12 protein-coding genes are annotated in these 12,972 nt (G+C 66.0%); 8 read left to right on the top strand and 4 right to left on the bottom strand.

From position 1 onward, the window contains the following. The first annotated feature begins 129 nt into the window (after positions 1-129). From IEW22_RS07125 to IEW22_RS07105, 5 genes are all read left to right on the top strand, one after another. Positions 130-873, top strand: coding sequence for a lytic transglycosylase domain-containing protein (locus tag IEW22_RS07125; protein ID WP_188585916.1), 744 nt, complete (start codon positions 130-132; stop codon positions 871-873). Positions 874-1,081: 208 nt separating this feature from the next. After that, positions 1,082-2,365, top strand: a complete 1,284-nt coding sequence (gene eno, locus IEW22_RS07120; RefSeq protein ID WP_188585915.1) for a phosphopyruvate hydratase — start codon at positions 1,082-1,084, stop codon at positions 2,363-2,365. Positions 2,366-2,416: 51 nt separating this feature from the next. After that, positions 2,417-2,824 carry an FtsB family cell division protein gene (locus tag IEW22_RS07115; protein WP_188585914.1) on the top strand — a complete coding sequence of 136 codons (408 nt, stop codon included), beginning with the start codon at positions 2,417-2,419 and terminating at the stop codon, positions 2,822-2,824. A 9-nt stretch (positions 2,825-2,833) separates the two neighbouring features. Beyond that, positions 2,834-3,424: a DUF501 domain-containing protein gene (locus IEW22_RS07110; protein WP_229742259.1), complete on the top strand. Its 591-nt coding sequence runs from the start codon at positions 2,834-2,836 to the stop codon at positions 3,422-3,424. A gap of 41 nt (positions 3,425-3,465) precedes the next feature. Then, positions 3,466-4,419 carry a Ppx/GppA phosphatase family protein gene (locus tag IEW22_RS07105; RefSeq protein WP_188585988.1) on the top strand — a complete coding sequence of 318 codons (954 nt, stop codon included), beginning with the start codon at positions 3,466-3,468 and terminating at the stop codon, positions 4,417-4,419. Between the two features lie 78 nt (positions 4,420-4,497). Here IEW22_RS07105 and IEW22_RS07100 read toward each other — a convergent pair whose 3' ends face one another. Beyond that, positions 4,498-4,986 carry a DUF4395 domain-containing protein gene (locus IEW22_RS07100; protein ID WP_229742277.1) on the bottom strand — a complete coding sequence of 163 codons (489 nt, stop codon included), beginning with the start codon at positions 4,984-4,986 and terminating at the stop codon, positions 4,498-4,500. A gap of 266 nt (positions 4,987-5,252) precedes the next feature. Between IEW22_RS07100 and IEW22_RS07095 the strand changes: the two genes are divergently transcribed. Next, positions 5,253-6,302, top strand: a complete 1,050-nt coding sequence (locus IEW22_RS07095) for a PHP domain-containing protein (RefSeq protein ID WP_188585913.1) — start codon at positions 5,253-5,255, stop codon at positions 6,300-6,302. A gap of 55 nt (positions 6,303-6,357) precedes the next feature. Here IEW22_RS07095 and IEW22_RS07090 read toward each other — a convergent pair whose 3' ends face one another. From IEW22_RS07090 to IEW22_RS07080, 3 genes are all read right to left on the bottom strand, one after another. Further along, complete coding sequence (locus IEW22_RS07090; RefSeq protein WP_188585912.1) at positions 6,358-7,725, bottom strand: SAM-dependent methyltransferase; 1,368 nt, start codon at positions 7,723-7,725, stop codon at positions 6,358-6,360. 206 nt (positions 7,726-7,931) lie between these two features. Further along, on the bottom strand, positions 7,932-9,428 hold the full coding sequence (gene glpK, locus IEW22_RS07085; RefSeq protein ID WP_188585911.1) for a glycerol kinase GlpK: 1,497 nt from the start codon (positions 9,426-9,428) through the stop codon (positions 7,932-7,934). Beyond that, entirely contained in the window at positions 9,425-10,189 is a 765-nt protein-coding gene (locus IEW22_RS07080) for an IclR family transcriptional regulator (protein WP_188585910.1), read from the bottom strand. Before IEW22_RS07080 ends, glpK (IEW22_RS07085) begins: the two co-directional genes overlap by 4 nt. 250 nt (positions 10,190-10,439) lie before the next feature. Between IEW22_RS07080 and IEW22_RS07075 the strand changes: the two genes are divergently transcribed. Then, entirely contained in the window at positions 10,440-11,294 is an 855-nt protein-coding gene (locus tag IEW22_RS07075; RefSeq protein ID WP_229742258.1) for an MIP/aquaporin family protein, read from the top strand. A 146-nt stretch (positions 11,295-11,440) separates the two neighbouring features. Next, positions 11,441-12,958, top strand: a complete 1,518-nt coding sequence (gene glpK, locus IEW22_RS07070; RefSeq protein ID WP_188585909.1) for a glycerol kinase GlpK — start codon at positions 11,441-11,443, stop codon at positions 12,956-12,958. The last annotated feature ends 14 nt before the right edge of the window (positions 12,959-12,972 follow it).

The raw sequence follows: 12,972 nt of genomic DNA, 5'->3' as shown, positions 1-12,972 counted from the left end.
GTTACGCTTTCCAATCCTGCGAGCACAATATCGGCGTCTGTCATCGGGGACCACCGACCCTGTGTCGGTGCAGCGGGGTTCGAATCGGGCGTACCGGGCAGACGGACCCATCGGGTATGAGTGGATGCGATGAACCGCCACCGCCTTGTCTCCTCTGTGATCGCCATCGGTGCGGTGGTGATGGTCGCGGTGATGTGCGCGGGCTGTATCGATCTGCCGTCACAGCAGCGCCCGAAGATCCCCGAGGGGATCCCGCCGGGGGCCGGGGTCACCCAACCCGCTCTGGATCTCGCCGACCGGGCGGGTTCGGATGCGGCGCTGCGAGCGTGGGCGCAGCCGGTGGCGCAGGACACCGCCATCGGGCAACGTGCGTTGATTGCCTACGGCCGGGCTGCGGAGACGCAGCGCCAGCGCAACCCCGGATGCCGGCTGGCGTGGACCACATTGGCCGGTATCGGCGGCGTCGAGAGCAGACACGGCACCTACCACGGGGCGTCGATCTCGGCGGTCGGCGACGTCCGCCCGCGCATCCGCGGCGTCGAACTCGACGGCACGGGCGGCAACCGGACCATCCCCAACTCACGGACCGATCCGCACACCACCGGCGAGTACGCCAGGGCGATGGGGCCCTTTCAGTTCCTCCCCGAGACGTGGGTCAGATTCGGTGCCGACGGCAATGGTGACGGCCGCGCCGACCCGGACAACATCGACGACGCCGCGCTGGGCGCTGCTCGGTACCTGTGCATCTCGGGAGGCGACCTCGGCACGCCCGCCGGATGGCAGAAAGCGGTTCTCGTCTACAACAACTCGACCACCTATGTCCTGGATGTGCGGGATCACGCAAATGCCTATTCGATCGGTGTCGCCTACTGACGGCACTGCTGCGCGTCAGAGGAGACCTTCGCACGCGTTGCGTCTAGGCTTTGACCCGACGACTGCACGGCGACGACCGCCGGGTGCGGTCAGAGGTTGAGCACTGACATTTCGGCAGAAGACGAGGAACGGCACGACGGCGCGGAAACCGCGCACGTGTCGTGACGGATGGGCCGCAACAGCGGCGTGACGAATGAAGGGGTTAGCTGTGGCCATCATCGAACAGGTCGGAGCCCGCGAGATTCTCGACTCCCGGGGCAACCCCACGGTCGAGGTCGAGATCGCGCTGGACGACGGGACCTTCGCCCGCGCCGCGGTGCCCTCGGGCGCCTCCACCGGCGAACACGAAGCAGTCGAGCTGCGGGACGGTGGCGAACGCTACGGCGGCAAGGGCGTGCAGAAGGCCGTCGAGGCAGTGCTCAACGAGCTGGCCCCGGCGGTGATCGGGATCGAGGCCGACGAGCAGCGACTCGTCGACCAGGTGCTGCTCGACGCCGACGGCACCCCCGACAAGTCGCGGCTGGGCGCCAACGCGATCCTCGGTGTCTCGCTCGCGGTGGCCAAGGGTGCGGCCGAGTCGGCTGGGCTGCCGCTGTTCCGTTATGTCGGCGGACCGAACGCGCATCTGCTGCCCGTGCCGATGATGAACATCATCAACGGTGGCGCACACGCCGACAACGGCATCGACTTCCAGGAATTCATGATCGCCCCGATCGGTGCGCCCACCTTCAAGGAGGCGCTGCGATGTGGTGCCGAGGTGTATCATGCGCTGAAGTCGGTCCTGCACTCGCAGGGCATGAACACCGCACTCGGCGACGAGGGCGGTTTCGCGCCGGACCTGCCGAACGCCTACGCCGGCCTCGAGGTGATCGGTGAGGCGGTCGGCAAGGCCGGCTACAAGTTCGGCACCGACGTCGTGGTGGCCCTCGACGCGGCGTCCACCGAGTTCTACTCAGACGGTGTCTACAAGTACGAGGGATCCGACCGGTCGGCCGACGACATGATCTCCTACTACGAGAAGCTCCTCACCGACTTCCCGGTGGTCTCCATCGAAGATGGCCTGGCAGAAGATGATTGGGACAACTGGGTCAAGCTCACCGAGGCCATCGGCGACAAGGTGCAACTGGTCGGCGACGATCTGTTCGTCACCAACCCCGAGCGACTCGAGCGCGGCATCAACCTGGGCGCGGCCAACGCGCTGCTGGTCAAGGTCAACCAGATCGGCTCGCTGACCGAAACCCTCGACGCGGTTACGTTGGCGCACAACAACTCCTACAAGACGATGATGAGCCACCGTTCGGGTGAGACCGAGGACACCACGATCGCCGACCTCGCCGTTGCCTGCAACTGCGGACAGATCAAGACCGGTGCGCCCGCGCGCAGTGAGCGCGTTGCCAAGTACAACCAGCTGCTGCGCATCGAAGAGGGCCTCGGTGATGCCGCACGCTACGCCGGCGACCAGGCCTTCCCGCGGTACACCGCGGGCAAGTGAGGATCGCGGCAGCTGCCGCACGACGAGCGCAACGCTGAGCGAGGAGAGACGATGTCGGAGACCGCCGCGGGACTGGCGAACCGCTTTGAGGGGATGAACCCGAAGCGGGTGCTGATCCTCGCGGTGGTCCTGACGATCGTCGCCCTGACCCTGGCCGTGCCGTTGCGCACCTACTTCTCGCAGCAGAGCGAGTACCAACAGCTCAAGAGTTCCAATGCGCAGCTCGACCGCGAGGTGTCGGATCTGCAGCAGAAGGTCGACCGGCAGAACGATCCGGCCTACATCGAGGCGCAGGCCCGTGAGCGCCTGCAGTTCGTGAAGCCGGGCGACAAGGCGTTCACCATGCAGTACCCGCCGGCGCCCACATTGTCGCCGGAAGAGGCCAAGAAGCAGCGCGAGGCATCGCGGCCCTGGTACACCAACCTGTGGGAATCGGTCAGCGACCCCTCGCACGGGTAACCTGCGGGCGTGACAGACACAGCAGGTGTGGACCCCGACGATCTCCGCGTGATCGCCCAGCAGCTCGGCCGCGAACCGCGAGGTGTGATCGAGATCAGCTACCGGACCCCCGACGGGCGTCCTGCGGTCGTCAAGACCGCTCCTCGGTTACCCGACGGCACGCCCTTCCCGACGCTGTACTACCTCACCGACCCGCGGCTGACCGCCGAGGCCAGTCGCCTCGAATCCGATGGCGTGATGAAGCAGATGACCGCACGGCTGGGGCAGGACGACGAACTCTCGGCGGCCTACACCGCAGCACATGAGTCGTATCTCGCCGAGCGCGATGCGATCGAGTCGCTCGGCACCGACTTCACCGGCGGTGGAATGCCCGATCGGGTGAAGTGTCTGCACGTACTGGTCGCGCATGCGCTCGCCAAGGGGCCGGGGGTCAATCCCCTCGGCGACGAGACGGTGGCGATGATCGCCGACGCCGGTCTGCGCGGGATCGCGGTACCGCAGGACTGGCCCTCGACGAGCGATCTCGGTGAGGGTGAGGAGTCGGCTGGTGCCGCTGATGATTCGGCTGGTGCCGGTGACGGTCGGGGAGATGACCGGTGACGGTCGTGGAGACTGGCGGCGGGTCGACGTCGGGGGAGTCCGTGACACGGATCGCGGCGGTTGATTGCGGAACGAACTCCATCCGCTTGCTGGTGTCCGAATGCGGCGATGACGGTTCGCTCTCGGATGTGGTGCGGCAGATGAGGATCGTGCGGCTCGGTCAGGATGTCGATCGCACCGGCAGGTTGGCCGGTGAGGCCATCGAGCGCACGCGGGTCGCGCTGCGTGACTACGTGACCTTGATGAAACTTCTCGGCGTCGCGCGGGTGCGGATGGTCGCCACCTCGGCGACCCGCGACGCCGACAACCGCGAGGAGTTCTTCGCGATGACCGCCGAGTTGCTCGGTGAGGTGGTCCCCGGCGCTGTCGCAGAGGTGATCTCGGGTGACGAGGAAGCGCGACTGTCCTTCGCGGGGGCGGTCGGTGATCTCGATCCGTCCGAAGGACCGTTCGTGGTGACCGATCTCGGGGGTGGGTCCACCGAGGTCGTGGTGGGCGATGCGCGGGCCGTGTGGTCGGCGTATTCGGCGAACATCGGCTGTGTGCGCCTCACCGAGCGCGTCAAGCCGGCCGATCCACCCTCGGATGATGATGTCGCACAAGGACATCGGGTTGCTGCAGACATCCTCGCCGGCGCCTTCGACCACGTGTCACTGGCCGGGGTGCGCACCTGGGTCGGGGTCGCGGGAACCATGACGACCATCAGCGCCGTCGCTCAGGATCTGCCCTCCTATGATCCCGAACGCATTCACCTGTCGCGGTTGTCGCTCACCGAACTCGGCGACGTGTGCGAGCGACTGATCCACATGTCGAAGTCGGAGCGTGCGGAGCAGGGTGCGATGCATCCGGGTCGCGTCGACGTGATCGGCAGCGGGGCGATCATCTGCGAGGAACTCGCCCGCGTGATCGGTTCTGGCCGTGAGGGTTCGCGCGTCGAGGAGATGGTGGTCAGTGAACACGACATTCTCGACGGGATCGCGATGAGTATCGCCTGAGGGGGCGGTTACCTCGGGCGGATTCGGTCGGTGTCAGCTCGGGGTCTGTACGGGTCGGACAGTCTGTGCGGGTTGGATTCAGTGTGCGGTGAGGCGCAGCGAGATGTCGTTGCATGCCTCGCACACGGTCTCGGGAATGATGCCCGCGCGTTGGAGTAAGCCGAAGGCCACGCAACCGAGGCAGAAGCCGAACACCGACTCGAGCGTCGCCGCGATGACCACCAGGCCGACCACGATCTGTGCCGCGAGGCCGAATCCGATCAGACTGAGCACGAATGCAGTGCCGCTGATGGTGAGGCCGATGGCCTGCGCGAAGCGTTTGGGTGGTCCCGGCACCGACTTCGCCGGGGCGATGCGTGGCGCGATCACCCTCACCGACAGTTGGCCGAACGGGGAGAAGCGCGGTCCGGCCATCACGCGCAGCGCGAACCCGAGGGCGAGGATCGCGTACACGATCGGCGAGTTGACCACGATCGCCACGATGGCCAGGACCACCACGAGCCCGGCCGTCGAACGCGCCGCGTACTCGTTGACCGGATTGGGGAAAGTGAGAGCCTTGGGTGCCACGACGTCCGAGCATATGGACCGCTTGAGCACGTGACAATGGATGCGATCACGCTGGGTGAAATCGGATATGACCGCTCGCACATCGGTGGGGGCGTGTGCGGCCGGGGAGTCGGCCGCGCTGATTGTCATCGTCACTGCGCTGGTTGTGGCACCGTAGGTCGCAGGACCGAAGCCGGGCGCATCGAACGGCCGGACTTCGGTCGACGATGGGTGCCATCGCGGCCCACGCCGGTGGGACCGTGGGCGGGTGAGGAGGACGTGCATCGATGCATGAGGTCGCGCCGCTTGCCGCGCCGGTGTCGGCGAGCCTGGCCCTGCGGCGCATCGCCTATCTTCTCGAACGCAGTGGCGCCGGACGCTACCGGGTAGAGGCCTTTCGCCGTGCCGGACGCGCCATCGACGCCCTGGGGCCGAGTGCGACCACCGAACTCGTCCGGACCGGCAGGCTGCGAGACATCGACGGGATCGGTTCGACCACCGCCACGGTCGTCGAGCAGGCCGTGGCGGGTGAGATGCCCGATTATCTGCAGCGGCTGCAGGCAGTCGACCGGCCCCTTGCCGACGGCGGGCGGCAGCTCTACGGCGCGCTTCGCGGTGATCTCCACATGCACTCTGATTTCAGTGATGGCGGCGCACCGGTCGACGAGATGGTCGCGACCGCCGCCGAACTGGGCCAGTCGTGGACGGCGGTCACCGACCACTCACCGCGCTTGACCGTCGCCAACGGTCTGTCGGCAGAACGACTTTCCCATCAGATCGACCTCATCGATGTCATCAACGCCGCGCTGCCCACCTTTCGGGTGTTGCGGGGTATCGAGGTCGACATCCTCGACGACGGCTCTTTGGACCAGACCGAGGAGATGCTCTCCCGACTCGATGTGGTCACCGCGTCTGTGCATTCCAAGCTGTCGATGGATGCTGCTGCGATGACCCGGAGAATGGTTGCGGCGGTGCGTAATCGGAATGTGAACGTACTCGGGCACTGCACCGGACGACTGGTCGCCGGGGGTCGCGGGCGGCGCGCTGCCTCTCGATTCGATGCCGGCGCGGTCTTCGCGGCCTGCGCCGATTCGGGTACGGCGGTGGAGATCAACTCACGACCCGAACGTCAGGACCCGCCCGACGATCTGATCGGTATCGCGATGGAAGCGGGATGTCTGTTCGCGATCGACTCCGACGCACACGCTCCCGGCCAACTCGATTTCAAGTCCTACGGGTGTGAGCGTGCCGAACGACTCGGTATTCCCGCTGATCGCGTGGTCACCACCTGGGATGTCGACGCCGTCGTCGAGTGGGTGAGCGCCGCCCGCGGGTGAGGGCTGCGCAATGAGTTCTCGTGCGCGCCGCGCAACCAGTTCCCGACTCCGCGACTCAGGCCGACCGATCTCCGTCGTCGGTCCACGAGCGACGATTCCAGCCCATCCCACTTGCGCCGATGCGGTCCTGTTTGACCGCGAGCACCTGGTGGATGGTGACGCGCCCGCGCTCGAAAGCCAGGGCGCAGGTGGCCAGGTAGAGCAGCCAGGTGCGAGCGCGCTCGATACCGGCCATCTCCACTGCCGCATCCCAATTCGCCTGCAGATTCGCCGTCCAGGCGCGCAGGGTGAGTCCGTAGTGTTCACGCAAGGCCTCACTGTCGCGTACCTCGAGGGAAGCCGATTCCATCGCTGTCACGGTGTCGGACAACGGGAGGATCTCGCCGTCGGGGAAGATGTAGCGCTCGATGAAGCTGGGAGCATTCTTCTTGCGTGGCTGCACCGGCCGGACCGCGGCTATCGCGTGGTTGAGCAGACGGCCGCGTGGTCGCAGAAGTGATGCGAGATGGTCTGCGTAACCGGCCAGTTCGTCGTGACCCACGTGTTCGCTCATCCCCACCGAGGCGATCGCGTCGAACGGTCCGTCGGTGACGTCGCGATAGTCCTGGAAGCGGATCTCCACCTGATCGGACAAACCGGCGGCGGCCACACGTTCGAGTGCCAGGTCGCGCTGCTCGTGACTCAGTGTCACACCCACAACTGTCACACCATGCCTGCGCGCCGCGTGGATGGCCAGTGATCCCCAGCCGCATCCCACGTCGAGCAACCGCATACCGGGTCGCAGATCGAGCTTTCGGCAGATCAGTTCGAGCTTGTCGATCTGCGCCGACTCCAGATCACCGTCGGGGCCGTTCTGCCAGTAGCCGCAGGAGTACACCATCGTGGGACCGAGTAGCAGCCGATAGAAGTCGTTGCCGACGTCGTAGTGGTGCGAGATGGCCTGCGCGTCACGCTCCTTGCTGTGGCGGCGTGCAACACCGTGCCGGTGGAGGAATCCGGGTTCGGGCGGCGTCTCGGTCGACGGTGCCGGCAGCGGTCGACCCAGACCTCCGTGGGAGACAAGGGTTCTGAGCGTGCGCAGGACAGCGGCCGGGCTGATCGCGGCGAGCTGGTGGTGTCCGAAGCGTGCGATCACATCGGGCTGGTCGAGGACCGCCACGATGTTGCCCTCGATGTCGATGTCGCCGGCGACGAATGCCCGGACCAGTCCCAGCTCATTCGGCGACCAGAAGATGTGTCGCAGCGCATCTGAGGACGTGAAGACGATGGTTCCCGGCGATCCGTCGGGCCCGGCTTCGCTTCCGTCCCAGGCGCGCAGCCGGATGTTGAGCGGTGCGCCGAGCAGGCGTTCACTGGCCGACAGCAGTGCCGAGGCCGTCGTGGTGCGAGGGCGCGGTGAGTGAAGCAAGGTCAGGAACGACATGTCACCTCCGACGAGACGCGAGACTCCGCGAAGTAGTTAGCTGACGCAACCATTTTAGTCGTGTTGGCGCTCCCACGGAAGGTTTCGTGACGAAGTCGATGACCGGGCCAACTGCGTCAACCACCCGAATCGGATGCGCACCAGCATCTTTGGACCTGCATTCGACTGGTCCAGCATTCGACCAGATCCGAACAATCCCGGCGCGATCAGACCTCGACCGTGGCCCGCGCGACCGCTGATCGCCACCCGGCGGCCTCGCGCCGCTTGCGTTGCGCATCCATCTGCGGAGACCACGACGCCGCCACATGCCGGTTGCGGCGCAGGGCGTCGAGATCCGGCCAGTACCCGACCGACAGGCCTGCGGCATAAGCGGCGCCGAGCGACACCGTCTCGGAGACGAACGGGCGCACCACCTGGACATTTGCGACGTCGGAGACGTGTTGCATGAGAAGGTTGTTCGAGGTCATCCCGCCGTCGACGGACAGTTTCGACAGCTCCAGACCGGAGTCGATGCGCATCGCGTTGACGACGTCGGCGGTCTGCCACGCGGTCGCTTCGAGAACCGCCCGCGCCAGGTGGCCCTTGGTGACATAGGAGGTCAGGCCGACCACGATCCCGCGTGCGTGCGAATTCCAGTGCGGTGCATACAAACCAGAGAACGCGGGCACGATGTAACAACCGCCGTTGTCGGTGACGGTCGAAGCGAGCGTCTCGATCTCGGCCGGGGAGTCGATGATGCCCAGCGAGTCGCGGAACCACTGCACCAGCGACCCGGTCATCGCGATCGGCCCCTCGAGCGCATACACCGGTGGCTCACCCGGCAGTGCATAAGCGATCGTCGGGACGAGCCCCTGCTCGGAGTCGACGATCGCCGAGCCGACGTTCATCAAGACGAAGGCGCCGGTGCCGTAGGTGCACTTGACCTCGCCGCTGGAGAAACAGGTTTGTCCGAACAGTGCCGCCTGCTGGTCGCCGAGTGCGCCGGCGATCGGGACGCCGGGCAGCACGCGCGCACAGGTGGCGTACACCTCACTGCTACCCACCACGCGAGGCAGCATCGCGGGCGGGATGTCGAGCAATCGCAACATCCGGTTGCTCCACTGGCCCCGGCGCAGATCGAACAGCAGTGTGCGGCTGGCGTTGGTGACATCGGTGACGTGGATGCCGCCCTTGTTCGCGCCGGTCAGGTTCCAGATGATCCAGCTCTCCAGCGTGCCGAACAGTGCCTCGCCGGCGTGTGCGGCGGCCTCGAGGCCGGGCACGTTGTCGAGCAGCCAGCGCAAACGCGGGCCGGCGAAGTAGGTCGCCGGTCGCAATCCCGTCACCTGATGGATCTCGTCGGTGTTCGGAGCGAGAGCCTCGACGATCGGTTCGGCGCGGGTGTCCTGCCAGGTGACCGCCGGTGCCAGCGGCCGACCGGTGCGGCGGTCCCACACCACCGTCGTCTCACGCTGATTGGCCAGTCCGAGCGCCACCACGTCGGACACCGATCGGCCGGCTGATTTCAGGGCTTGTGGGATGACGCGTTGCACCGCGGACCACAACTCGGCCGGGTTCTGCTCCACCCACCCGGGTCGGGGGAAGAACTGGCGCTGTTGGATCTGGGCGATCGCCAGCATCCGGCCGTGGTGGTCGAAGACCATCGCTCGCGAGGAGGTGGTGCCCACGTCGACGGCGACGACCACGCCGGGATCGTCACTCATCGTCGAGGCTCCATTGCTTGGCTGATCGCGGTGGCGGTCTTGCGGAGTTCGTCGACGAGCTCCGGGCGAGGTTCGCCGCTGATGCCGAGCATCACCGCGGGGGCTCCGGTCACTGCGACGGCCCCGACCGATCCGAAGCTCGGCCCTCGCACGGGTGCGGCGATCGACGCGCTGTCGGGTTCGTATTCGGTGTTGCAGACGCCGATCCCCGAGTGGCGGACCGAGTCGATCTCGGCGGTGAGATCGCGGCGGGAGACGATGGTCGCCGGCGTGTAGCGCTCGAGTACGAGGTTGCGCAGCAGTCGGCTGCGCGAGGGCAGATTGGCCAGCAGGACCTTGCCGGATGCCGTCGCGTGCAGGGGAAGGTTTTCGCCCACCCGCAGTTGCTGCGGGGTGTCGTCGGGGCGGAACACATGGTGGACGACGGTGGCCACCTGGTCGTCGAGGACGGCGAGGATCACCGCACGCCCGGTGATCGAGGCCAGCGTGTCACACCAGCCCATCGACACCGACCGCAAGACATTGCCGTCGAGCGTGGCGCCGGCGCGGATACCGCGGTGCTCGCCGACGCTATAGGCCCCGCTGCCGTCGGCCTGCTCGACGTACTCGAGTTCGACGAGCGTGCGCAGAAGCCCGTGAACGGTGGATTTCGGCAGTTCGAGCTCATCGACGATCTCGCGCAGCAGCAAGGGGCGTGAGCTCGCCGAGAGCAGGTCCAGCAGCGCGGCAGCGCGCTCGATGGACTGGATGGATCCTGGCACTCTCCGCCTGCTTCCTTCCCCACATCGCTAGCCGCTCGCCGTCACCGCGCGTGACCGATTCGTTCGACTCTACGGCTCGCTTGTGCTCATGAGACGAACGACCCGTACCCACGATCCGACATTGTCGAACGCCTGTCATTGATCTGGATCACATTACGTCATAGTTTTCCCACATCCGACGGTCGAGGGCATTCGTCGCCGACGCAGCAGTCGGACTTGGGTTGACTTTCACAAAGGAGTGAAACACCAGATGATGAACAAGAGATTCATCGGGGAGTTGTCCGCCGAATTCCTCGGCACGGCGATCCTCATTCTCTTCGGCTGCGGCGTCGTCGCGCAGGTGACCGGAGGGGGATTCCCCAACGCGCTCGGTTCGGGTGATCACGACTCCATCGCGTGGGCATGGGGTTTCGGCGTCACGATGGGTGCATATGTCGCCGGCCGACTCAGCGGCGCCCACCTCAACCCCGCCGTGACGATCGCACTGGCGGCCTTTCGTGGGTTCGAATGGCGAAAAGTGCTGCCCTACATCGGCGCTCAGTTCGTCGGCGCATTCCTCGCGGCACTTGTGGTGCGCTTCGTCTACGCCGATCAGATCAAGGCGGTCGATCCCGGCCTGACCAAGGCCACTCAGGGCATCTACTCGACCTCACCTGGTCCGCACGTCTCGATGACAACCGCCTTCTTCGATCAGATCGTCGGCACGGCGATCCTCGTCGCGGTGATCTTCGCGCTCACCAGCGTGGTGAACAACCCGCCGCTGGCGAACATGGGCCCGCTTCTCGTGGGCATCCTCGTGGTGGCGATCGGTATGGCGTGGGGTACCAACGCCGGTTATGCGATCAACCCCGCTCGTGACTTCGGCCCCCGCGTGGCCTCGTGGCTCACCGGCTACAGCGATGCGATGTTCTCGGCCAACGGGCCGCAGCTGTATTTCTGGGTGCCGATCGTCGCACCGATCATCGGCGGGCTCATCGGTGGCGCCATCTTCGTGTTCTTCATCGAGCGCTATCTTCCCGCCGCGGGGGAGCAGGAAGTGGGTAGTGACAAGCCGGTGGCGGACAAGCCGGTCGATACCGGCGACAACGCGCCCGTGTCGCACTGAGCGCCCGCCGCGAGATCCGCGGCACCGTCTCACGCCACGCGAGACCCGCACGGCGTCTCACTCCACATCTTCAGAACGACCACATCTTCAGAACGACCACGTCGCGTCAGGACAACTACGTCGCGTCAGAACAAGGACCTAGAGACATGGCAGATTATGTCGGTTCCGTCGACCAGGGAACCACCAGTACACGTTTCATGATTTTCGATCACTCGGGCAGTGAAGTGGCACGCCACCAGCTCGAACACGAGCAGATCCTGCCTCGAGCCGGTTGGGTCGAGCACGACCCGGTCGAGATCTGGGAGCGCACCGCCTCGGTGATCCAGAGTGCGCTCAACAAGGCGGGCCTGCAGGCCACCGATCTCGCCGCGCTCGGCATCACCAACCAGCGTGAGACGACCGTGGTGTGGAACCGCCACACCGGACGGCCGTACTACAACGCGATCGTGTGGCAGGACACCCGCACCGACCGGGACATGAGCGCGATGGAACGCGCCGGCCACGGCGAGGTCATCCGCCGCAAGACCGGTCTGCCACCGGCCACCTACTTCGCAGGCGGCAAGATCAAGTGGATCCTCGAGAACGTCCCCGGTGTGCGCGAGGCGGCCGAGAAGGGCGACGCTCTGTTCGGTACCACCGACAGCTGGTTGGTGTGGCAACTGACCGGCGGTTTCCGCGGCGGTCGTCACGTCACCGACGTGACCAATGCCAGCCGCACGATGCTGATGGATCTGGAGACCCTTCAGTGGGATGACGAGTTGCTCGAGATCTTCGGCATCCCCAAGCAGATGCTGCCCGAGATCTGTCCGTCCTCATCCCCGGACGCCTACGGGATCACCACGGAGACCGGCCCGTTCGGAGCTGCGATCCCGATCGCGGGTGTCCTCGGCGACCAGCAGGCCGCCACCGTGGGTCAGGTGTGCTTCGCGCCCGGAGAGGCCAAGAACACCTACGGCACCGGCAACTTCATGTTGCTCAACACCGGCAACGACATCGTGCGCTCCAAGTCGGGGCTGCTCACCACCGTGGCCTACAAGTTCGGCGACGAGGCTCCCGTCTACGCACTCGAGGGATCGATCGCCGTCACCGGATCGGCCGTCCAGTGGCTGCGTGATCAGCTCGGGATCATCAGCGGCGCATCGCAGTCCGAAGCGTTGGCCGCGCAGGTTCCCGACAACGGAGGTGTGTACTTCGTCCCGGCGTTCTCCGGTCTGTTCGCACCGTATTGGCGTTCGGATGCCCGCGGCGCGATCGTCGGCCTGTCGAGGTTCAACACCAATGCGCATCTGGCGCGGGCGACGCTCGAATCGATCTGCTACCAGACACGTGACGTGACAGAGGCGATGACCGCCGATTCCGGTGTGGCACTGGATGTCCTGAAGGTCGACGGCGGCGTGACCGCCAACAGCCTGGCGATGCAGATCCAGGCCGATGTGCTGGGTGTGCCGGTGAGTCGCCCGGTGGTGGCCGAGACCACCGCACTCGGTGCCACCTACGCGGCCGGTCTGGCCGTCGGGTTCTGGAAGGACACCGACGAACTGCGCCAGAACTGGAAGGAAGACAAGCGCTGGGAGCCGCAGTGGACGCAGGAGCAGCGCGAGACGGGATACAAGCAGTGGAAGAAGGCCGTGCAGCGGACCCTCGACTGGGTTGATGTGGACTGATGTGGAGCCGTGGC

Origin of the sequence: Gordonia jinhuaensis (genome assembly GCF_014639795.1) — a bacterium.
Lineage (GTDB): Bacteria > Actinomycetota > Actinomycetes > Mycobacteriales > Mycobacteriaceae > Gordonia_B > Gordonia_B jinhuaensis.
The sequence above is the reverse complement of the archived record's forward strand: the minus strand, read 5'-3'. Positions and strand labels throughout refer to the sequence as shown.

What these genes read in the sequence shown, in the direction of transcription:
- IEW22_RS07090 (WP_188585912.1), bottom strand. Translation starts at nt 7,725, where the DNA reads ATGTCGTTCCTGACCTTGCTTCACTCACCGCGCCCTCGCACCACGACG.
- IEW22_RS07075 (WP_229742258.1), top strand. Translation starts at nt 10,440, where the DNA reads ATGATGAACAAGAGATTCATCGGGGAGTTGTCCGCCGAATTCCTCGGC.
- IEW22_RS07095 (WP_188585913.1), top strand. Translation starts at nt 5,253, where the DNA reads ATGCATGAGGTCGCGCCGCTTGCCGCGCCGGTGTCGGCGAGCCTGGCC.
- glpK (WP_188585909.1), top strand. Translation starts at nt 11,441, where the DNA reads ATGGCAGATTATGTCGGTTCCGTCGACCAGGGAACCACCAGTACACGT.
- glpK (WP_188585911.1), bottom strand. Translation starts at nt 9,428, where the DNA reads ATGAGTGACGATCCCGGCGTGGTCGTCGCCGTCGACGTGGGCACCACC.
- IEW22_RS07115 (WP_188585914.1), top strand. Translation starts at nt 2,417, where the DNA reads ATGTCGGAGACCGCCGCGGGACTGGCGAACCGCTTTGAGGGGATGAAC.
- IEW22_RS07125 (WP_188585916.1), top strand. Translation starts at nt 130, where the DNA reads ATGAACCGCCACCGCCTTGTCTCCTCTGTGATCGCCATCGGTGCGGTG.